Source organism: Streptomyces sp. NPDC000878, from assembly GCF_053599695.1.
In genome coordinates this window covers 97,407-118,708 of the sequence record NZ_JBSFMT010000001.1, presented here as the reverse complement: position 1 = coordinate 118,708, position 21,302 = coordinate 97,407, and the positions used below count along the sequence as shown (strand labels likewise).

Annotated in this window: 19 protein-coding genes and 1 pseudogene; 11 read left to right on the top strand and 9 right to left on the bottom strand. The window is 70.4% G+C overall.

All coding sequences use genetic code 11. The features are described from left to right. Positions 1-135: 135 nt before the first annotated feature. The 8 genes from ACWDR4_RS00525 to ACWDR4_RS00490 all read left to right on the top strand — a co-directional run bounded on the left by ACWDR4_RS00525 (position 136) and on the right by ACWDR4_RS00490 (position 8,234). The gene (locus tag ACWDR4_RS00525; RefSeq protein WP_450402505.1) at positions 136-1,458 is read left to right on the top strand and encodes a sensor histidine kinase; all 1,323 of its coding nucleotides are present in this window, start codon (positions 136-138) and stop codon (positions 1,456-1,458) included. Positions 1,459-1,463: 5 nt separating this feature from the next. Continuing rightward, entirely contained in the window at positions 1,464-2,096 is a 633-nt protein-coding gene (locus ACWDR4_RS00520) for a response regulator (RefSeq protein WP_450402503.1), read from the top strand. Between the two features lie 177 nt (positions 2,097-2,273). Then, the gene (locus ACWDR4_RS00515; protein WP_450402026.1) at positions 2,274-4,034 is read left to right on the top strand and encodes an MFS transporter; all 1,761 of its coding nucleotides are present in this window, start codon (positions 2,274-2,276) and stop codon (positions 4,032-4,034) included. A gap of 170 nt (positions 4,035-4,204) precedes the next feature. Further along, positions 4,205-4,855, top strand: a complete 651-nt coding sequence (locus tag ACWDR4_RS00510) for a class I SAM-dependent methyltransferase (RefSeq protein WP_450402024.1) — start codon at positions 4,205-4,207, stop codon at positions 4,853-4,855. Positions 4,856-4,876: 21 nt separating this feature from the next. After that, positions 4,877-5,794 (top strand): N-acetylmuramoyl-L-alanine amidase, encoded by a 918-nt coding sequence (locus ACWDR4_RS00505; RefSeq protein ID WP_450402021.1) that lies wholly within the window; start codon positions 4,877-4,879, stop codon positions 5,792-5,794. Between the two features lie 109 nt (positions 5,795-5,903). Continuing rightward, positions 5,904-6,761: a hypothetical protein gene (locus ACWDR4_RS00500; protein ID WP_450402018.1), complete on the top strand. Its 858-nt coding sequence runs from the start codon at positions 5,904-5,906 to the stop codon at positions 6,759-6,761. 112 nt (positions 6,762-6,873) lie between these two features. Further along, entirely contained in the window at positions 6,874-7,884 is a 1,011-nt protein-coding gene (locus ACWDR4_RS00495) for an LLM class F420-dependent oxidoreductase (protein ID WP_450402015.1), read from the top strand. A gap of 59 nt (positions 7,885-7,943) precedes the next feature. Continuing rightward, a complete protein-coding gene (locus ACWDR4_RS00490) occupies positions 7,944-8,234 on the top strand; it encodes a hypothetical protein (RefSeq protein ID WP_450402013.1) in 291 nt (96 codons plus the stop codon). Between the two features lie 116 nt (positions 8,235-8,350). On the opposite strand, the gene ACWDR4_RS00485 is transcribed toward ACWDR4_RS00490, so the two are convergent. The 3 genes from ACWDR4_RS00485 to ACWDR4_RS00475 are packed head-to-tail and all read right to left on the bottom strand — an operon-like array spanning position 8,351 to position 11,597. Continuing rightward, a complete protein-coding gene (locus ACWDR4_RS00485) occupies positions 8,351-9,421 on the bottom strand; it encodes a prenyltransferase (RefSeq protein ID WP_450402010.1) in 1,071 nt (356 codons plus the stop codon). After that, entirely contained in the window at positions 9,418-10,152 is a 735-nt protein-coding gene (locus ACWDR4_RS00480) for a class I SAM-dependent methyltransferase (RefSeq protein ID WP_450402007.1), read from the bottom strand. The genes ACWDR4_RS00485 and ACWDR4_RS00480 overlap by 4 nt, the downstream gene beginning before the upstream one ends. Beyond that, complete coding sequence (locus tag ACWDR4_RS00475; RefSeq protein WP_450402004.1) at positions 10,146-11,597, bottom strand: glycosyltransferase family 4 protein; 1,452 nt, start codon at positions 11,595-11,597, stop codon at positions 10,146-10,148. The genes ACWDR4_RS00480 and ACWDR4_RS00475 overlap by 7 nt, the downstream gene beginning before the upstream one ends. Before the next feature lie 273 nt (positions 11,598-11,870). On the opposite strand from ACWDR4_RS00475, the gene ACWDR4_RS00470 reads away from it, so the two are divergent. Together ACWDR4_RS00470 and ACWDR4_RS00465 are read left to right on the top strand one after the other, a co-directional pair. Continuing rightward, positions 11,871-12,533: a TetR family transcriptional regulator gene (locus tag ACWDR4_RS00470; protein WP_450402001.1), complete on the top strand. Its 663-nt coding sequence runs from the start codon at positions 11,871-11,873 to the stop codon at positions 12,531-12,533. 329 nt (positions 12,534-12,862) lie between these two features. Then, entirely contained in the window at positions 12,863-13,894 is a 1,032-nt protein-coding gene (locus ACWDR4_RS00465; RefSeq protein WP_450401999.1) for a sigma-70 family RNA polymerase sigma factor, read from the top strand. Between the two features lie 30 nt (positions 13,895-13,924). Here the strand turns inward: ACWDR4_RS00465 and ACWDR4_RS00460 are convergent. Beyond that, positions 13,925-14,122 (bottom strand): annotated as a pseudogene (locus ACWDR4_RS00460) (STAS domain-containing protein); the annotation flags it as partial. A 224-nt stretch (positions 14,123-14,346) separates the two neighbouring features. On the opposite strand from ACWDR4_RS00460, the gene ACWDR4_RS00455 reads away from it, so the two are divergent. Next, positions 14,347-15,267, top strand: coding sequence for an AEC family transporter (locus ACWDR4_RS00455; protein ID WP_450401996.1), 921 nt, complete (start codon positions 14,347-14,349; stop codon positions 15,265-15,267). 82 nt (positions 15,268-15,349) lie between these two features. Here the strand turns inward: ACWDR4_RS00455 and ACWDR4_RS00450 are convergent, their stop codons facing one another. The 5 genes from ACWDR4_RS00450 to ACWDR4_RS00430 form a co-directional block, all read right to left on the bottom strand. Then, positions 15,350-16,633: a thymidine phosphorylase gene (locus ACWDR4_RS00450; protein ID WP_450401994.1), complete on the bottom strand. Its 1,284-nt coding sequence runs from the start codon at positions 16,631-16,633 to the stop codon at positions 15,350-15,352. A 111-nt stretch (positions 16,634-16,744) separates the two neighbouring features. Beyond that, positions 16,745-17,143, bottom strand: coding sequence for a cytidine deaminase (locus ACWDR4_RS00445; RefSeq protein ID WP_450401991.1), 399 nt, complete (start codon positions 17,141-17,143; stop codon positions 16,745-16,747). After that, positions 17,140-18,402 carry an ABC transporter permease gene (locus tag ACWDR4_RS00440; RefSeq protein WP_450401988.1) on the bottom strand — a complete coding sequence of 421 codons (1,263 nt, stop codon included), beginning with the start codon at positions 18,400-18,402 and terminating at the stop codon, positions 17,140-17,142. The genes ACWDR4_RS00445 and ACWDR4_RS00440 overlap by 4 nt, the downstream gene beginning before the upstream one ends. Next, positions 18,399-19,529 carry an ABC transporter permease gene (locus ACWDR4_RS00435; RefSeq protein WP_450401986.1) on the bottom strand — a complete coding sequence of 377 codons (1,131 nt, stop codon included), beginning with the start codon at positions 19,527-19,529 and terminating at the stop codon, positions 18,399-18,401. Before ACWDR4_RS00435 ends, ACWDR4_RS00440 begins: the two co-directional genes overlap by 4 nt. Continuing rightward, positions 19,526-21,175, bottom strand: coding sequence for an ABC transporter ATP-binding protein (locus ACWDR4_RS00430; RefSeq protein ID WP_450402500.1), 1,650 nt, complete (start codon positions 21,173-21,175; stop codon positions 19,526-19,528). The genes ACWDR4_RS00435 and ACWDR4_RS00430 overlap by 4 nt, the downstream gene beginning before the upstream one ends. Between the last annotated feature and the right edge of the window lie 127 nt (positions 21,176-21,302).

The window sequence follows — 21,302 nt, the reverse complement described above, 5'->3', positions numbered from 1 at the left end:
GAGTTGTGAAGGCTCCTGACACCCCGTCAGCTGTGTGCATGATTCACGGGACCGGGACATTTGTCCTGCCGGAGTCCGTACATCGGCATCTGCCCGGGGCGACGATCGCTTCGTACGCTGTTGTCCATGTTCAGGATGCGAGGGGCCGTCCGGCAGGCCGGCGAGTGGCGGGCCAGGAAAACGCACCGACGGACGCGCCGACAGGCGGAGCCGGAGAACCCGGGCCCGCCGCCGACCGGCTTCGCCCTGCTGCCCTGGCTGCTGATGGGCCTGGGCTCCTTCTCCAACCTCCTCCAGGGCCGCACCCCGCTGCCCTGGATCGGCGCCCTGGGCCTGCTCACGTTCAACTCCCTCTACGTCTACGTCACGTTCCGCGCCTTCGTGAAGGAGAAGCGGGACGCCAGGTCGACGCGGGTCGCGCTGGCCCTGATGGGCGTGGTGACCTGCGCGCTGGCGATCGTGTACGGCGGCAGCTGGCTGTACTTCTTCCCGCTGCTCGGGCTGGCCACGGGCGCGGCGATGCGGGGCCCGTGGCTGGGCCGCGCCGGACTCGCGCTCACCGCCCTCGCGGCGGCCGTCTCCGCGGTGCGGGACGGCTGGGACGCGCTGAACGTCGCGTACGGGACGTTCCTGTCGACGATGGTGACGGCGGCGATCCTGTCCCTGACCGAGGCGGTACGTGAACTGCGGTCAGCACGTGAGGAGTTGGCGCGCCGCGCGGTCGAGGAGGAACGGCTGCGGTTCTCCCGCGACCTGCACGACCTGCTGGGCCACACCCTGTCGGTGATCGTGGTGAAGTCCGAGGCCGCCCGACGCCTCGCGCCCCGGAACATGGACGCGGCCCTGCTCCAGATCACGGACATCGAGTCGGTGGGCCGCCAGGCCCTGACGGAGATCCGCGAGGCGGTGACGGGCTACCGGCAGGGCAGCCTGGCCACGGAACTGGACCGCGCGGACTCGGTCCTGACCGCGGCGGACATCACCCCGGTGATCCACCGCTCGGGCCCACCCCTGCCCGCGTCGGCCGAGGCACTCCTGGGCTGGGTGGTACGGGAGGCGATCACGAACGTCGTACGGCACAGCGGCGCCGCCCGCTGCGAGATCAGGGTGGAGGGCACGGGCGAACGGGTGCGCCTGAGCATCGCGGACGACGGCACCGGCGTACAGCCGCCCGAAGGGTCCACACGTCCGGGTGTCGGCGGCACCGGACTGAAGGGCCTCAAGGAACGCCTGGCGGCGGCGGGCGGCTCACTGGAGGCGGGCCCGACACCCCGGGGCGGCTTCCTGGTGACGGCCGAACTCCCCACGGAGTCACCCACGGAACCCCCCACAGAGGTGCCCGCAGAAGTTCCCGGAGAAGTTCCCGCAGAGGTGCCCTCGGAGCTTGCCACGGAGATGCAGGAGTCGCCGCCTCCCTCCCAGCTCAGCCCCCACCCCCGCCCTACCCTTAACCCGTGAACGAGATGCCCCGGGACCACCGTCCCGCGAAGTCCGTCAGAGTCCTGCTCGCCGAGGACCAGGGAATGATGCGAGGCGCTCTCGCCCTGCTGCTCGGGATGGAGCCGGACATCGAGGTCGTCGCCCAGGTCGGGGCCGGGGACGCGATCGTCGACGCGGCCCTCCTGCACCGCCCGGACGTGGCGCTACTCGACATCGAACTGCCCGGCATGAGCGGCCTGGACGCCGCCGCCCGGCTCCGCGACGAGGCCCCGGACTGCCGCGTACTGATCCTGACCACCTTCGGCCGCCCCGGCTATCTGCGCCGGGCCATGGAGGCGGGCGCCGCCGGTTTCCTCGTCAAGGACGGCCCCGTGGAGGAGCTGGCGGCGTCGATCCGCCGCGTACTGACCGGCGAGACGGTCATCGACCCCGCCCTCGCCGCCGCCGCGCTCAGCGCCGGCCCCAACCCGCTCACGGCCCGCGAGGGCGACGTCCTCAAGGCTTCGGCGGACGGCGCGCCGGTCGCCGACATCGCCGCCAGACTCCACCTCTCGGAGTCGACGGTCCGCAACCACCTCTCGGCCGCGATCGGCAAGACGGGCACCCGCAACCGGATGGCGGCGGTACGGGAGGCGCGCCAGCAGGGGTGGCTGTAGCCCCCTCCCCCGGCACGCACGCCACGGCGATACCCATGAGCAGGTCAAGAACCAGCAAGAACTAGTTAGTACGCCAAAACATCGGAATAGTTGCCCAGGCACACAGGTTCATCTCACACGTACCCCGTCCCCACGGCGAAACGCCACGATCACCGCCCTGCCTGGAGGCCCCACCCCATGACGCACACGACGACCGACCGGCCCACCGGGGAAACCGGTGACACCGGCAGAACGGGCGGGGCCATAGTCCCGGTGCTCGCCTTCGCGGGCATTGTTGTCGCGGTCATGCAGACCCTGCTCGTTCCCGTCATCAAGGACCTGCCCCAACTGCTGAGCACCTCGCCCAGCAACGCCACCTGGGTGCTGACCTCGACGCTCCTCTCCGGAGCCGTGGCCACGCCGATCATGGGCCGGCTCGGTGACCTGTACGGCAAGCGGCGCCTGCTGATCGCCAGCCTCTCCGTGATGGTGGTCGGCGCCCTGGTCAGCGCGCTCACCAGCGACCTGCTGACCATGATCGTGGGCCGGACCCTCCAGGGCTTCGCCATGGGCGCCATCCCCCTCGGCATCGGTCTGATGCGCGACATGCTGCCCCGCGAGAAGCTCCTCTCGGCGATGGCCCTGATGAGCTCCTCCATAGGCGTCGGCGGCGGCCTCGCGCTCCCCCTCGCCGCGCTGATCGCCCAGAACTCCGACTGGCACGCCCTCTTCTACGGGGCCGCCGGCCTCGGCGCTCTCGCCATCGCCCTCACCCTGTTCGTCGTACCGGAGTCCCGGATGCGCGCCGAGGGCACCTTCGACGTGCTCGGCGCCATCGGACTCTCCGTCGGTCTCGTCCTCTTCCTCCTTCCCATCACCAAGGGCAGCGACTGGGGCTGGACCTCCGGCACCACGCTCGGCCTGTTCGGCGCGTCCGCCCTCGTACTCCTCCTGTGGGGCGTACTGGAGCTGCGGCTGAAGGCCCCGCTGGTGGACCTGCGGACCACGGCCCGCCCGGCGGTGCTGTTCACGAACCTCGCCTCGATCATGGTCGGCGTCTCCTTCTACGTCGTCTCGCTCGTCCTGCCCCAGCTCCTCCAGCTGCCCACCTCCACCGGCTACGGCCTCGGCCAGTCGATGGTCATGGCGGGCCTGATCGTGGCGCCGCTCGGCCTGACGATGATGTTCACGGCCCCTGTCTACGCGCGGTTGTCCGCCAAGTACGGGCCCAAGGTCACCCTGATCCTCGGCCTGCTGATCATCGCGATCGGCTACGGCGCCGGCCTCGGCCTGATGAGCGCGGCCTGGCAGTCCCTCGTCATCGCGGTGATTCTGGGCGCCGGTATCGGACTCGCCTACTCCTCCCTCCCCGCCCTGATCGTCGGCGCGGTCCCGGCCTCCGAGACCGGCGCGGCCAACGGCCTGAACACCCTCATGCGGTCCATCGGTACGTCCGTGTCCAGCGCCGTCATCGGCATGGTGCTCGCCAACACCGCGAACCATGTGGGCGGGGTCGCGATCCCCACGATGCACGGGTTCCGCGTCTCGTTCCTGATCGCTACGGGGGCTGTGGCCATCGGGCTGGTGCTGGCGCTGTTCCTGCCGGGGCGGCGGCCGGTGAGCGGGCTGCAGCTGCGGGCCAGCAGCGAAGAAGACGCTGCGCTTGGGCGCGCGGACGCGGCGCTCGGCGCCGGGTTCCGTGGGCGGGTTCTGGGGGCGGACGGCGTTCCGGTCGCGCGGGCCAAGGTCACGTTGATCGACCGGCGTGGGCGGCAGGCCGGCGCCACCTTGTCGGCGGAGGACGGTAGCTATGCGCTCGCTGTTCCTGCTCAGGGGGCGTATGTGCTGGCCGCGCGGGCTTCTGGGTATGGGCCGCATGCATCGTCTGCGACGCATGCGGGTGGGGTGGGGGCGGTTGACTTGGACCTTTCCTTGCCCGGGGAGACCGTCAGCGCGTAAGCGCTCCGCGCGAGCGAGGGGCGGGGCGGGGTTGTGTGTTGGCTGCGGGCCCGTGGGAGCTGGTCGCGCAGTTCCCCGCGCCCCTGTCCACGCACCCCCCGTCGTTTCGTCGCCCGGGTTGTACGGCAGCATGGGGGGCCCGCACGCTCGTACGACCGAAGGGACCCCCCATGCCCCCGGCGCCCAAGCCCGAGATCCTGGCCGCGTTCGAAGGGGCCAAGGGGTTCATGCCCGTGGATGAGGGGCTCGCGCTGTACTCGGCCGCCGTTGAGGCGGGGGCGCTCGGGCTGCCGTTGCTCGAAGTCGGGACGTACTGCGGGCGTTCCACCATTCTGCTCGCCGATGCGGCCCGTGCCGCCGGGGTCGGCGCTGTCACCGTCGATCATCATCGGGGCAGTGAGGAGCAGCAGCCGGGGTGGGAGTACCACGACCCCGACACGGTCGACCCGGAGCTCAAGGTCATGGACACGCTTCCGCTGTTCCGACGGGCCCTGTACCAGGCCGGTCTGGAGGACCACGTGATCGCGGTCGTCGGGCGGTCGCCGCAGGTGGCGCGGGTATGGAACTCCCCGCTCGGCCTCGTCTTCATCGACGGCGGGCACACCGACGAGCACGCCACCGCCGACTACGAGGGCTGGGCCCCGCATGTCGCCGAGGGCGGACTGCTCCTCATCCACGACGTCTTCCCCGACCCCGAGGACGAGTTCACCGGCCAGGCCCCGTACCGGATCTACCTCCGCGCCCTGGCCTCCGGCGCCTTCACGGAGGTCTCCGCGACCCGCTCGCTGCGCGTACTGCGACGAACGGGGGGCGGGGTCTGAGGGCCGGTTAGAGTCGCAGACGTGTCCTACGCAGGCCCCGGCTTCGAGCCGCCCCAGCCCCCTCGTTCCTTCGTGCGCCGTCCCCTGGCCGTCGCCCTCGCCGTGCTGGTGCTGGGTGGGGCGGGCGGGTGGTTCGTCTGGGGGGCCGTCGCCGATGACGGCGGTGACGGGAAGGGGGATGTGCTGTCCAGCGGTGACTACGAGCCCCTCTCGCCGATCGGGACGCCCGGCATCAGCGTCCCCAGCGAAAGCGAATCCGCCGGCCCCCTCGCGGGCAAGGTCGTCGTCGTCGATCCCGGGCACAATCCCGGGAACTTCAAGCACACCGCCGAGATCAACCGCAAGGTGGACATCGGTACGAACTCCAAGGAGTGCGACACCACCGGTACCGCCACCAACAGCGGTTACACGGAAGCCGAGTTCACCCTCGATGTCGCGCGGCGGCTGCGGACGGTGCTCGAACAGCAGGGCGCCACCGTGAAGTTCACGCAGGACGGCGACCTGGCCTTCGGGCCCTGCGTCGACGAGCGGGCCCGGATCGGGAACGCCGCGCGCGCCGATGCCGTCGTATCCATCCATGCGGATGGGAGTTCGGCCGGTAATCGGGGGTTCCATGTGATCCTGCCGGGGGCCGTGCACGAAGGGGACGCCGACACCCGGCCGATCGTCGCCTCCTCCAAGCTGCTCGGGCAGGACATCAAGGACGGGTTCGTCCGCGAGACCGGCTCCGCGCCCTCCAACTACATCGGCGGCGGCACCGGTCTCGACACCCGTACGGATCTCGGCGGTCTCAATCTGTCAACGGTTCCGAAGGTGTTCATCGAGTGCGGCAACATGCGCGACAGCGCGGACGCGGCCCTGCTGACCAGCGGGACCTGGCGGGAGAAAGCCGCCCAAGGGATCTCTGAAGGAATCGTGAGTTTCCTGCGCGGTTCGTGATCAACGCGTGCATCCCGGCGGACAGCCCGCTCGGACGGACGATAATGTCGTGCCCCTACGAACGATCGATTGACGACGACACGACCTACGAAGGACCTGAGGACCTGAAGTGAATATCCGCTCCCTCACTCGAGGCGACGGCGTGGTGATCGGAGCAGCGGTGTTGCTGTTCATCGCGTCGTTCCTCGACATCTACTCCGTCGACGGTGCCACGGGCCTCGACATGCCGAGCGCCTGGGCCAGTGGACCGGTCCTGCTGGGCGTCGTCCTCGCCGGTCTCATCGGCGCCGCGCTCGTCGTGGTGTCGCACGGTCTGCCGCAGGTGCCCAAGGTCGCGGGCATCGACCTCGGCCAGTTCGGTGTCGCCTTCACCGTCTTCGCCGCCTGGAGCGCGCTCGGCAACATCTTCGACCCGGCGGGCGGCGCCAACAACGTCGGTGAAAGCGCCAGTTCGGGCCCGGACGCCGGCACCGGTCTGATCCTCTCCCTCGTCGCCACGGTCGTCATGGCGGCTGCCGCCGTCGCCACCCCGCTGGTCCCGGCCCTGAAGGGCGCCCTGGTCGGCGCCCCCAAGCCGCCCGCCCCGCAGCCCTACGGCGGCCAGCCCTACCCCGGTGGCCAGCCCCAGGGCGGCTACGGCTACCCGGGCGCCGGCGCGCCGCAGCAGCCGTACGGCAGCCAGCCGCAGGCCGGTCAGCCCTTCGGCGCCGGTGCGGGTGCCGGTGCGGGCGCGGGAGCCGGTCAGCAGCAGGCGCAGGCCCCGGCCGCCGACTTCTCCCCGTTCTGGTTCGCCGTGCCGGTGCCGCGTCCGCTGTTCGCGGAGGACGGTTCGCCGACGCCGATCGCCGAACTGGCCCCCGGTACCTGGTACCTGGCCGTCGAGCAGCGCGGCCAGGGCCTGATCGCCCAGACGCAGGACGGCCGCCGTGGCGTCCTCCAGGACACCTCCGGCATCCAGCGCGGATAACCCGTCGAGCCCGTCGCGAGCCGCCGCGGCCCCTTGCCCTTCCGGGTGAGGGGCCGTTGCCGTACAGTCGCCGCCGGCATTCTCTTGTCTGACGTACCGTCAGGAGGCAGGCATGCGGCTCGGTCTCGCGCTCGGCTACTGGGGGCGCGGCCCCTCCCCGGACCACGTTCCGCTCGCCCAGGAGGCCGAACGGCTCGGCTACGACTCCGTGTGGACGGCCGAGTCCTGGGGCTCGGACGCGTTCACCCCGCTGACCTGGATCGCGGCGCAGACGTCAAGGATCAAGCTGGGTACGGCGGTTGCGCAGATGGCGGCCCGCTCGCCGACGACCACCGCCATGCACGCCCTCACCCTCGACCACCTCTCCGGCGGACGCGTCCTCCTCGGGCTCGGGCTCTCCGGCCCGCAGGTCGTCGAGGGCTGGTACGGGCGCCCGTTCCCGAAGTCGCCGCTCACCGCGACCCGGGAGTACGTGGATGTCGTACGCCAAGTCCTCAGGCGCGAGGCACCCGTTGAGGTGTCAGGGCGCTTCCACTCCCTGCCCTACGACGGGCCGGACGGGGCCGGTATCGGCAAGGCCCTCAAGTCCATCACCCACCCGCTGCGCGCCGAACTCCCTGTGCTGCTCGGCGCGGAGGGGCCCAAGAACATCGCGCAGACGGTCCGTATCGCCGACGGCTGGCTGCCCCTGTACTGGTCCCCGCTGCGGACCGAGCTGTACGAGGCCTCGCTCGTCGGTGCCGCCGACAGCTTCCTCGTCGCGCCCATGGCCCAGGCCCGCGTCTGCTCCGACGTCTCCGAAGGGCTGCTGCCCGTCAAGACGATGCTCGGGTTCTACATCGGCGGGATGGGGCACGCGGCCCGCAACTTCCACGCCGACCTGATGGCCCGCATGGGGTACGAGGAGGAGGCCCGGCGGATCCAGGAACTCTTCCTCGCCGGGCGGCGGCAGGAGGCCGTACTGGCCGTGCCGGACGCCTTCGCCGACGAGATCTCGCTCGTCGGGCCGCGTGAACGCATCGCGGAGCGGCTGGAGTTGTGGCGCAAGGGGCCGGTGACCGACCTGCTCGTCCTCTCCCCCGACCCGCACACCCTGCGCGTCCTCGCCGACCTCAACTCGTAGGCTGCGTTCTTCCTCCCGGCGCCCTGGTTTCATCCTGGATTCGAGGGCACTCGAAGAACATGTCCCCTGACACTCGCCGCAAGTCGAACCGGGCCGGCGCCGTCTTCGCCGTCGCCGCTGACATCATGGCCCTCATCCTCGGGCTCTGGATCCTGTTCTACCTGCTGGACGCGGACCGCGCGAACGACTTCGTGGAGTTCGTCCACGACGCGGCCACCTGGCTGGCGGGCTGGTCGTACGACCTGTTCACGTTCGACGAGCAGTGGGCGCGGGTCGTAGCCGGGTACGGACTGGCAGCCGTCGTCTACCTGTTCGTGGGCCACGCCCTCAGCAGGGTCGGCCGCCGCTAAGTGATCAGCCGCGCCCCCAAAGGGGCGCGGGGCTGTGCCGATATGCGGCTCCGCCGCGTGGGCGCGACCAGCCACGACGCACCCGCACGCGAAAAACTCGACGTCCCGCCGGGCGGTCAGGTGCAGCAGTCGGGGTCCAGCCCCGTCGGCAGCAACTGACCGCCGAACACCGCACACGTCGCCTCGTGCCCGCCGAGTGCCGCGACCGCGAGCAGCAGTGACCCCGCCGTCCACGTGGTGAGTTCACGCGGCCAGACCGCCTCCGCGTCGAACACGTACCCCGTCCAGTACAGGCCGCTGTCCGTGTCCCGCAGATGCTGGATCGACTGGAGGATCTCCAGGGCCCGGTCGGACTCGCCCACCGCCCAGAGCGCCAGGGCGAGTTCGGCCGACTCGCCGCCCGTCACCCACGGATTGGGCACGACGCAGCGCACCCCGAGTCCGGGGACGACGAAGCGCTCCCAGCCCTCCTCGACACGGGACTTGGCCTCCGTAGCCGTCAACGCACCGCCCAGGACCGGGTAGTACCAGTCCATCGAGTAGCGGTCCTTGTCGAGGAACCGCTCCGGGTGCCGGCGGATCGCGTGCCGCAGCGCGCCCACCGCCAACTCCCAGTCGGGCTGCGGCTCTTCACGTTCCTCGGCGATGGCTAGCGCACAGCGCAGCGCGTGGTGGATCGACGAACTCCCGGTCAGCAGCGCGTCCTTGAGGTCGGTGCCGTCGTCCTCGCGCTTCCACCCGATCTCACCGCCGGGCTGCTGGAGCTGGAGCACGAACTCGACGGCGGCGAAGACCGTCGGCCACATCCGGTCCAGGAAGATGTCGTCGCCGGTGGCCAGGTAGTGGTGCCAGACGCCGACCGCTATGTAGGCGACGAAGTTGGTCTCCCGGCCCCGGTCGGTGACGGCGTCCGCGTCCCCGTCGGCGTACGCCGCGTACCAGGAGCCGTCCTCGGTCTGGTGGGCGGCCAGCCACAAGTAGGCCCGCTCGGCGGCCTCGTGCTCGCCGGCCGCGTCCAGAGCCATCGCGGCCTCGGTGTGGTCCCACGGGTCGAGATGGTGCCCCCGGAACCACGGGATGGCCCCGTCCTCCCGCTGCTCCGCGAGGATCCCGCGGACGGTGAGGGCGGCCTCCTCGGCGGTGAGGACCCCGGGCAGGACGAGGTGTTCTGTCCGGGGGGTCGTCACTTGGCTTCCACGAGGGGGAGGTGCGGCTTGGTCGCGTACGCCACGAAGCTCTTACCGATCAGCGGGTTCAGCGCCTGCTCGGCGACCCGGGTCGCGAGGGGTTTCTTCATGATGTCCCAGACCAGCAGCTTGTGGTACGCGCGCACCGGCAGCGCCGTGTCGTTGTCGACGCCGAACGCGCACTTCAGCCACCAGTACGGGGAGTGCAGCGCGTGGGCGTGGTGGGTGCCGTACGGCTTCAGCCCGGCTTCCCTGATCTTCGCGAGCAGTTCGTCCGCCTTGTAGATCCGGATGTGGCCGCCCTCGACCTCGTGATAGGCGTCGGAGAGGGACCAGCAGACCTTCTCGGGTCCGTAGCGCGGCACGGTGATCGCGATCCGGCCGCCGGGCTTCAGCACCCGGACCATCTCCGCGAGTACGCCCTTGTCGTCCGGGATGTGTTCCATGACCTCGGAGATGATCACGACGTCGAAGGACTCGTCGGGGAACGGCAGGGCCAGGGCGTCGCCCTCCATGGCCGTCGCGGTGGCCCCGGCGGGCGCCTCGCCCGCCTCCTGCATCGCCGCGAACCACTTGGCGACCTCGCGGATCTCGTCACTGTTCTGGTCGAGCGCCACGACCTGGGCGCCACGCCGGTAGCACTCGAACGCGTGCCGGCCTGCTCCGCAGCCGAGGTCCAGGACGCGGTCGCCCGGGGCCAGCGGGAACCGGGTGAAGTCGACGGTCAGCACGGGGTCCTGCTTTCGCGGTCGGGGGTCACGGTGGGGGGCGCCGCGGAGCGGCTGGGGGGCTTGGGCGCGGAGCGGCCCGGAGGGGGGTTCTGGGCCGCGGAGCGGGCCATTGCCTCGCGGTAGTGGGCTGCCGTGCCCTGTGCCGCTCGGGCCCAGGTGAAGCGGGTCAGTACGCGCTCACGGCCCGCCCGGCCGAGGCGCGCGCGCAGTTCCGGGTCGGCGAGGAGGGTGGCCAGGGCAGTGGCCAGGGCTCCGGGGTCGCCGGGGGGTACGGAGAGGCAGGTCTCGCCGTCGGGGCCTGACACCTCCGGGATCGCTCCGCCGGTGGTGGCGACCAGGGGTGTGCCGGTGGCCATCGCCTCTGCCGCCGGGAGCGAGAAGCCCTCGTACAGGGACGGTACGCAGGCGATCTCCGCCGAGCGCACCAGGTCGACGAGTTCCGCGTCCGAGATGCCCTTGACGAACTCGACGGCGCCTTCGAGGCCGTACCGCTCGATGACCTGGGCGACGGGTCCGTCCTCGGCGCGCTTGCCGACGACCACGAGGTGGGCGGCGGGGTGTTCCGTACGTACCTTCGCCAGCGCCTCGACGAGGAACACCAGCCCCTTGAGGGGAACGTCCGCGCTGGACGTGGTCACGATGCGGCCCGGTACCTGGCGTACCGCCGGGTCGGGTGAGAAGAGGTCGGTGTCGGCGCCGATGTGCACGACGTGGATGCGCTCGTCCCGTACGCCGAGATGGTCGACGATCTCCTGCCGCGACGTACCCGAGACGGTGAGCACGGAGGGCAGGCGGCGCGCGACTCGCTTCTGCATGCGCGTGAAGCCGTACCAGCGGCGTACGGACATCCGGCGGCGGATGCCGTCGGCCGCGTCCAGCTCCAACTGGCGGTCCACGGTGATGGGGTGGTGGATCGTGGTGACGAGCGGGGCGCCGATGTCGCCCAACAGCCCGTACCCGAGCGTCTGGTTGTCGTGCACGACGTCGAACTCACCGCGCCGGGCACGGAGTTGGCGGCGGGCGCGGAGGGAGAAGGTGAGCGGCTCGGGGAAGCCGCCGGTCCACATCGTGCCGACTTCGAGGGCGTCGATCCAGTCGCGGTACTCGTCCCGGGCCGGGGTGCGGAAGGGGTCGGGGTGGCGGTAGAGGTCGAGGCTGGGGAGTTCGGTGAGGACGGGGGCGGTGAGGCCCGCGTCGCCCTTCCCGTCGGGTGCTTCCAGTCCGCCCAGTCCGTCCAGCACGTCCAGTACGGGGTACGGCTGGGAGCCGATGACCTCGACTCGGTGGCCGAGGCGGGCTAGTTCGCGCGACAGGTGGCGTACGTAGACGCCCTGGCCGCCGCAGAACGGGTTCCCCTTATACGTCAGAAGCGCGATGTTGAGCGGTCGCTCGCCGTCCGCGGCAGGATCCCCCAGAGGGCCCGCCTCGCTGGCCTCAGCGGTCACTCCCGGCCCCCTTCTGCCCGCGTTTTCCCGCGAGACTACGTCGGGACGCTAATCTAGAACAAGTTTCAGACTTGATCGTTCAGGAGGCTCCGAATCTACCGGCAGGCACCTCGGCTGTGAGCGGTGGATCAGGTGATTCGCGCCACGGCGGACGCACGACGCGGCGTGCGATGCTGACTGACCGCTGACTGATCACTGACTCACCGCTGACTGTTTGCTGCTACATGACTGCCCGATCGCCGCGCGATCACCGACTGTCACGGAACGGGACCCATGCCTGCCGACGCGAAGGTGGAAGCACGTACGGCGCGACCGAGTTCGCCGCCGCCCTCCGCTCCGCTCACCGAGCGGCAGGAGGCCCGCAGGCGCCGGATCCTGCACGCGAGCGCGCAGTTGGCCGCGCGGGGCGGGTTCGACGCGGTGCAGATGCGGGAGGTCGCGGAGTCCTCGCAGGTCGCGCTCGGCACGCTGTACCGGTACTTCCCGTCCAAGGTGCATCTGCTGGTCGCCACGATGCAGGACCAGTTGGAGCATATGCACGGGACGCTGCGGAAGAAGCCGCCGACGGGTGAGACGGCGGCGGAGCGGGTGGCGGAGACGCTGATGCGTGCGTTCCGCGCACTCCAGCGTGAGCCGCACCTGGCGGACGCGATGGTGCGGGCGCTGACGTTCGCGGACCGGAGTGTCTCCCCGGAGGTCGACCATGTCTCGCGTCAGACGACGGCGATCATCCTGGACTCGATGGGCCTGGGCGAGCCGGGCTCCGGTCACCCGACCCCCGAGCAGCTGTCGGCGGTTCGCGTCATCGAGCACACCTGGCACTCGGCGCTGATCACGTGGCTGTCGGGGCGGGCGTCGATCGCCCAGGTGAAGATCGACATCGAGACGGTGTGCAGGCTGATCGACCTGACGGGTCCCTCCGGGAAGAGCCAGTGAGGATTCTCGCCCCCGCCGCCCTTACCCGTCCCATCCCTGGGGGCTGCCGCCCCCAGACCCCCCTTGTCGCGCTAAAACGCGCTCGTCCTCAAACGCCGGACGGGCTGGGTATTCAGCCCGTCCGGCGTTTGAGGACAAGGCCCGTTCAGGGCCGTAGCGGGGGTTCGGGGGCGCAGCCCCCGAGGATGGGACCGGTAGGGGCAGCGGGGGCGAAACCCTTCTCACCTGCGCCTTCTCTCGCACCACGCGCCGTTGTCAGTGGGCTGCGCTAGCTTTCATCGTGTTGGGTCGCGATGGGGCGACGAAGACAGCCATGGGGTGGGTTGGCGATGGGTGACGGCACTGCTACTGCGACGACAGACCTGGACCTGCGACTCGAACGGCACCGCGTCGAGCTGACCGGGTACTGCTACCGCATGCTCGGCTCCTCCTTCGAGGCCGAGGACGCCGTGCAGGACACCATGGTCCGCGCCTGGCGGAGCTACGAGAAGTTCGAGGGGCGGTCCAGTCTGCGTTCCTGGCTGTATCGCATCGCTACGAATGTCTGCTTGGACATGCTCACCGCCGGCAACAAGCGCGCCCGCCCCATGGACCTCACCGACTCCACCCCCCTCGCCCAGGCCGCCCTGTCCCCCCGCCCGGACAACACCTGGCTGGAGCCGATGCCGGACGCCCGCGTGCTGCCCACCGTCGAGGACCCGGCGGAGGCGGCCGTGGCGAAGGAGTCCGTCCGGCTCGCCTTCATGGCCGCCCTGCAGCAACTCCCCGCGAAACAACGGGCCGTGCTGATCCTCCGCGAGGTGCTGGCCTGGAAGGCCAGCGAGGTCGCCGAGCTGCTCGACACCTCGGTCGCGTCCGTCAACAGTGCCCTCCAGCGGGCCCGGGCCACCCTCGCCGAACGCGACCACGGCGGCGCCGACGCCGCCGTCTCCGACCCGCTCGACGAGGAGCAGCAGAAGCTGCTCGATCGCTACGTCGCCGCGTTCGAGGGGTACGACATGACGGCGCTCACCGCGCTGCTGCACGAGGACGCCATCATGACGATGCCGCCGTTCGACCTGTGGCTGACCGGGCCGGCGGACATCACCGGCTTCATGACGACACTCGGCGCCGCCTGCGCGGGCTCACACCTCGTGCCGGTCTCCGTCAACGGCCTGCCGGGCTTCGCCCAGTACAAGCCGGACGAGGAGACGGGCGGCTTCTCCCCCTGGGCGGTCCAGGTGCTGGAGATCTCAGACGGCCGGATCACCGGGTTCCACTGCTTCCTCGACACAAAGCGCTGGTTCCCGCTCTTCGGTCTCCCTCTCCACTTCCCCCTCGACGTCGAAGGGGAGACCGACCAGGTCCAGGAAGGCCAGTAGCGCGGGGGTCGGGTCCCGGAGGCGGATCCCGCCTCCGGACCGGCGGGCCGTGAGCTGGAGCCGGGCCAGCAGTTCCACCGCGTCCAGGCCCGGTGGGCCCAGCCCCGCCACATCGCACACCAGCACCCCGCTCCCGCCGGCCCCCAGCAGCGCCCGCACGTCCTCGCACAGCCCCGGCACCTCATCCCTGGTGACGGGGCCGGTCAGCACGAGTACAGCGGGTGTCATGGCGTCCACGATCGGTAGACCGGACGGGCACCCGTAACTCATCGCCACCACCCCGGCTCCTCTCCACCTCTGCGTCTCGCCCACCCGTTGAGATCGCTTTGACTCGCTCCCCTCCTCCCCCGGAGAGTTGCGTGTATGCCCCATGAACCGGCCCCGCCCGCGATACCCCACGGCCTCCTCCCGGCGAAGCCCGACCAGCCCGCCCAGCCGGCGAAGGAGGCTCCGTGCAGGGGGTGCTGACCGGGTTCGCGGTGATCGCCGTGGTCATCGGCGTCGGTTATGTGATCGGGCTGCGCGGCTACCTCGGGGACAACGGACGCGAGGTCCTGACCAAGCTCGCCTTCCACGTGGCGACCCCGGCCCTGCTGTTCACCATGCTCGCCCGGGCCGACCTGTCGGTGATCTTCTCCAGCCGGCTCCTGATCACCGCGCTGAGCACGCTCGCGGCGGCGAGTGTCTTCATCGTGGTGGGTGTCGTACGCCGCTGGGGCGCCGGACGTACGACGATCGGCGCCCTCTGCTCCAGCTACGTCAACTCCGGCAACCTCGGTATCCCGATCGCCGTGTACGTGCTGGGGGACGCCTCGCTCGTCGCGCCGGTGCTGCTGTTCCAGCTGATCGTCGTCACGCCGGTCGCGCTGACCGTCCTCGATCTGACGAGCACCGGTGAGAAGGGCCCGCTCTGGCGGCAGTTGATCACGCCGATACGCAACCCCATCGCCGTCGCCACGCTCGCCGGGGTGCTGGTGGCGGCGACGGGGCTCAGCGTCCCCGCGCCGGTCATGGACCCGCTGACGCTGATCGGCAACATGTCGGTCCCGGCGGTGCTGATGGCGTTCGGTATCTCACTGTGCGGCAGCACCCTGCCGTTGCGCGGCTCGGAGCGGACTCCCGTACTGCTGTCGGTCGCGCTGAAGTCGGTGGGGCAGCCGTCGGTCGCCTGGGCGCTGGGCGCGGGGGTCTTCGGCCTGCACGGCGCGCCCCTGCTCGACGTGGTGGTGACCTCGGCGCTGCCCGCCGCCCAGAACCTGTTCACGTACGCGGGCCGCTACCGCGTGGCGGAGACCCTGGCCCGCGAGTCGATCCTGCTGTCGACGATCCTCGCCGTACCGGTGCTGGTGGTCGTGGCCGCCCTGCTGGGCTGACCGGCTGACCGGCTGACCACAAAAAAATGCGCCCGGACGGGGACTCCCCCACCCGGGCGCACCTCAGCACCTGCCTACCGGCTCAGGCGATCCGCTCCAGCACCACCGGCGCCCCCGCGAAGTCCGACCCCGCCGCCCCGATGTCGTACGCACCCTCGACCGCCTGGAGGGCGTACTCGAAGCGCTCCGGGGTGTCCGTGTGGAGGGTCAGCAGGGGCTGGCCCGCCGTGACCGTGTCCCCCGGCTTGGCGTGCAGCTCGACGCCCGCGCCCGCCTGCACCGGGTCCTCCTTTCGCGCCCGCCCCGCGCCCAGCCGCCAGGCGGCGACGCCGACGCCGTACGCGTCCAGGCGGGTCAGGACGCCCGAGGCCGGGGCCTTGATGACGTGCTGTTCCTTCGAGGTCGGAAGCGCGGCGTCCGGGTCGCCGCCCTGGGCCGCGATCATCCGGCGCCACACGTCCATCGCCGAACCGTCCGCCAGCGCCTTCGCCGGGTCGGCGTCCTTCACACCGGCCGCGTCGAGCATCTCGCGGGCCAGGGCGAGGGTCAGTTCGACCACATCGGCCGGGCCGCCGCCCGCCAGGACCTCGACCGACTCCCGTACCTCCAGCGCGTTGCCCGCCGTCAGGCCGAGCGGCGTCGACATGTCGGTGAGGAGGGCGACCGTCTTTACGCCGTGATCGGTGCCCAGGCCCACCATCGTGGACGCCAGTTCCCGCGCGTCCTCGATCGTCTTCATGAAGGCGCCGGTGCCGACCTTCACGTCCAGGACCAGGGAGCCGGTGCCCTCCGCGATCTTCTTCGACATGATCGAGGAGGCGATCAGCGGGATGGCCTCGACCGTGCCCGTGACGTCCCGCAGCGCGTACAGCTTCTTGTCGGCCGGGGCCAGTCCGTCGCCCGCCGCGCAGATCACCGCGCCCGTGGTGTCCAGGACGTGCAGCATCTCCTCGTTCGACAGCAGCGCGCGCCAGCCCGGGATCGACTCCAGCTTGTCCAGGGTGCCGCCGGTGTGGCCGAGGCCTCGGCCCGAGAGCTGCGGTACGACCGCCCCGCAGGCCGCCACCAAGGGGGCCAGCGGCAGGGTGATCTTGTCGCCTACGCCGCCCGTCGAGTGCTTGTCGGCCGTCGGGCGGGACAGGGCGTCGAAGTTCATGCGCTCGCCGGACGCGATCATCGCCGCCGTCCAGCGGGCGATCTCACGGCGGTTCATGCCGTTCAGGAGGATCGCCATGGCGAGCGCGGACATCTGCTCGTCGGCGACCTCGCCGCGCGTGTACGCGTCGATGACCCAGTCGATCTGCTCGTCACTGAGTTCGCCGCGGTCCCGCTTGGTGCGGATGACGGAGATGACGTCCATGGCCATGGCTTGGCTTCCTTCCGGTGGTTCCAGTAGTTCTGAGAACCGGTCGTTCTGCGAAACTGTGCGGCCCCCCTGAGACCGAGTGATCGCCAACTCAGGGGGGCCGTACGGGAGTTACTTGGCGAGATGGTCCGGGCCGAAGGCCTGGGGAAGCATCTCGGAGAGGGGCAGGATGCCCGCCGGGGTCTCCAGGAGCAGGGTCGCGCCCCCGAACTCGTACAGCAGCTGTCGGCAGCGACCGCAGGGGACGAGGACGTCGCCCTTGCCGTCCACGCACGTGAAGTGCGTCAGCCGGCCGCCGCCCGTCAGCTGCAGCTCGGAGACCAGGCCGCACTCGGCGCACAGCCCGATCCCGTACGACGCGTTCTCGACGTTGCAGCCCGAGACCGTGCGGCCGTCGTCGACCAGGGCCGCGGCGCCGACCGGATAGCCGGAGTAGGGGGCGTACGCCCGGGACATCGCGTCCCGCGCCACCGCCCGCAGCTTTTCCCAGTCGACCCGGTCGGCGCTCACTTGCCCTGCCCCCTGCGGTACGGCATGCCGTCCGCCTTGGGCATGCGCAGGCGTTGCGCCGAGAAGGAGAGCACCAGCAGGGTCACGATGTACGGCGCCGCCGTCACCAGCTGACGCGGGACCTCGTTCGTGTCGGCGTACCAGAAGAACATCAGGGCCGAGATGACCGCGGTGACCACGGCGGGCACGTACCGCTTCTTCCACACGAGGTAGGCAGCGCCGACCACCAGCAGGATCGCGAGCAGCAGGATCAGCGCGTGCACGTTGGTCGTGCCGCCGCGCAGGTTGAGGCTGTCGGTGTAGCCGAACAGGCCCGCGCCGAGGGCGAGTCCGCCCGGCATCCAGTTGCCGAAGATCATCGCGGCGAGGCCGATGTAGCCGCGGCCTGCCGTCTGGCCGTCGAGGTACACGTTCGAGGCGACGATCGACAGGAAGGCGCCGCCGAGACCGGCGAAGCCGCCCGAGATGATCACGGCCAGGTACTTGTACTTGTAGACGTTGACGCCGAGCGACTCGGCGGCCACCGGGTTCTCGCCGCAGGAGCGCAGGCGCAGCCCGAAGGCGGTACGCCACAGGATCCACCAGCTGCCGGGTACGAGGGCCACCGCGATGACCGTCAGCGGGGAGAGGTCGGTGACCAGACCGCCGAGGAGGCCGCCGATGTCGGAGATCAGGAACCAGTGCTTCTGGTTGAGCGTGTCCAGCCAGCTCGACAACCCTGGGATGTCGAAGGTGCCGAGGGAGTCGATCGGCGGGGACTGCTTGGAGGAGCCCCCCTCGGCGTTCTCGAAGGTGAACTTCGAGAGATAGCGGGCGGTGCCGAGAGCCAGGATGTTGATGGCCACACCGGAGACGATGTGGTTGACGTTGAAGGTCACCGTCGCGATGGCGTGCAGGACGGCCCCGAGGGCACCGCCGATGATGCCGAAGAGGATGCCGATCCACGGGCCCCACTGGTAGCCGGCCCAGGCACCGAACCAGGTGCCGAGGATCATCATGCCTTCGAGGCCGATGTTGACGACGCCCGCGCGCTCGGACCACAGACCGCCGAGGCCCGCGAGGCCGATCGGGACGGCGAGCCTCAGGGCCGTGGACATCTGGCCGGTGGAGGTGATGCCGTCGGCGCCGGTGATCAGGCGGACGACCGACGTCAGGACCAGCACACCCGCGATGATCAGCAGGAGTACCGGGAGCGAGATCCGGCGCTTGCCCTTGCCGGGCTGCTGCGCCTGCGGCTTGGCGATGGTCTGGGTGCTCATCGGGCCGCCACCTCCTTCTGGGTGGTGTTGTTGTCGGCGGCGGCTGCGGCCAGTTCGGCGCCCACCTGACGCTGCTGGCGGCGCAGGCCCCACTGACGTACGGCCTCGTACGAGATGACGACCGCGAAGACGATCAGGCCCTGCATGATGGTGGCGATCTCCTTCTCGTACGCCACCGGGGTCGCGTAGTCGAGGGCGGGGGACGCCTTGTCGAGGAAGGCCCACAGCAGCGCGGCGAACGCGATGCCGCCGGGGTTGTTGCGGCCGAGGAGGGCGATGCCGATGGCGGTGAAGCCGAGGCCCGCGGGGAAGCTCAGGCTGTAGGTGTGGACCTCGCCGAGCAGCAGCGGCAGGCCGGACATGCCCGCCACACCGCCGGAGATCAGCATCGAGATGAGAACCATGCGCTTGGCGTCGACACCGGAGGCCGCGGCGGCCGACTCGGACTCGCCGGTGGCGCGCAGGTCGAAGCCGAAGCGGGTGCGGTTGAGGACGGCCCAGTACAGGATGCCGAGGAGGACGGCGAGGAAGACCAGGCCGTAGATCTCGCCGACGTCCGCGCCGAGGTCGATGCCCGGGAACCAGCCGGACTCCTTGATCACGCCGGTCGTGTTGTTGTTGCCGACCTGCACGCCCAGGTTGTCGGAGAGCATCAGCCAGCCGATGAGGCTGGTGGCGATCGCGTTGAGCATGATCGTCGCAACGACCTCGCTCACACCCCGGGTGACCTTCAGGATGCCCGCGATACCGGCCCAGAAGGCGCCGGTGAGCATGGCGACCAGGAGGAGCAGGGGGATCTGGAGGAAGGACGGCAGCGACACGTTGGCGCCGACGGCGGCGGCCATCATCGCGCCGAGGCGGTACTGGCCGTCGACGCCGATGTTGAACAGGTTCATGCGGAAGCCGAGGGCGACCGCGAGGGCGGCGATGTAGTACATCGACGCCTGGTTGACGATGAGGACCTGGACGTCGGAGAACGACGCCTGTTCCAGCATCAGGGAGTACGGCTCGAACGGGTTGCGGCCCGAGGCGAGCAGCACCACCGAGGTCAGGGCGATCGCCGCGACGAGCGCGATGACCGGCCCGGCCAGCGCCAGGAGCAGCCGCTCCTTGTCGAACTTCTTCATCGGGCCTCGTCCTCCCCGGACTCGACGTGCTCCAGGTGGCCGGTCGCGGCACCCGTCATGGCCGAGCCCAGCTCTTCCGGCGTGATGGTGGCCGGGTCGGCGTCGGCGACCAGCCTGCCGTTGTAGATGACGCGCAGGGTGTCCGACAGGCCGATCAGCTCGTCCAGGTCGGCGGAGATCAGCAGTACGGCCAGTCCTTCGCGGCGGGCCTCGCGGATCTGGTCCCAGATCTGTGCCTGGGCGCCGACGTCCACACCCCGGGTGGGGTGGGCGGCGATCAGGAAGCGCGGCTTGTGGGTCATCTCGCGGCCGACGATCAGCTTCTGCTGGTTGCCGCCGGACAGCGAGGCGGCGGTGACGTCGATGCCGGGTGTGCGGACGTCGTACGCCTCGACGATGCGGCGGGTGTCCTCCTGGGCGCCCTTCGGGTCGAGCCAGAAGCCGCGCTTGCCCTTGCTGTTGGGCTTCTCGGTGACATGGCCGAGGATGCGGTTCTCCCAGAGCGGGGCTTCGAGGAGCAGGCCGTGGCGGTGGCGGTCCTCGGGGATGTAGCCGATGCCGTGCTCGCGGCGCTTGCGGGTGGGCCAGGGGGTGATCTCGTCGCCTTCGAGGGCGATGGTGCCGACGTCGGCGCTCTTGAGGCCGATGAGGGCTTCGATCAGCTCCGTCTGGCCGTTGCCCTCGACACCGGCGATACCGAGCACCTCGCCCGCGTGGATGGTGAAGGACACGTTGTCCACGGCGAGCTTCACCGCGCCGCGCTCCACCTCGGACATCAGCATGCCGGCCGGCGTCTGGTTGCTCAGCTGGATGGTGCCCTTGTCGATGACGGTGAGGTCGCGGACCTCGATCACCGGCCGGTCCGTCACCGTCGACTCCGCGGTCTCCGGCGTCGGCAGCTCGCTGCCCACCATCAGCTCGGCGAGCTGGCGCGGGGTCGTGTCGGCGGGGACGGCCGTGCCGACCGTCGTACCGCGCCGGATGACGGTGATCTCGTCGGCGACCGAGAGGACCTCGCCCAGCTTGTGGGAGATGAAGATGACGGCCAGGCCCTCGGACTTGAGTTCGCGCAGGTTCTCGAAGAGGGCGTCGACCTCCTGCGGGACGAGGACGGCGGTCGGCTCGTCGAGGATGAGGGTCCTGGCGCCGCGGTAGAGGACCTTGAGGATCTCGACGCGCTGGCGGTCGGCGACGCCGAGGTTCTCGACGAGGGCGTCCGGGCGGACGTTCAGCCCGTAGCGGTCGGAGATCTCCTTGATCTTCCGGCGGGCGCCGCCACCGATGCCGTGGAGCTTCTCGCTGCCCAGGACCACGTTCTCCAGGACGGTGAGGTTGTCCGCGAGCATGAAGTGCTGGTGGACCATGCCGATGCCGCGTGCGATGGCTTCGGCCGGCGACGAGAAGGCCACCTGCTCACCGTCGACCGCGATGGTGCCCTCGTCCGGCTTCTGCATGCCGTAGAGGATCTTCATCAGGGTGGACTTGCCGGCCCCGTTCTCGCCGACGAGGGCATGCACGGTGCCCTTCTTCACCACGAGGTGGATGTCGTGGTTGGCGACGACACCGGGGAACCGCTTGGTGATGCCCGTCAGCTCGACCGCGGTAGTCGATTGCGCGGCGAGCGGAGGGCTGCTGGACGCGTCGATGGCGCACTCTCCTCTGGAAAGGGGCCTCTCTACGCGCGTAGCGCCCCTGCTTTAAATAGTGCCCGGACCCGACCGGACTTGATCATTTACTGATTGATCCGTACCGATCCGTACTCTGCCAGTCCCG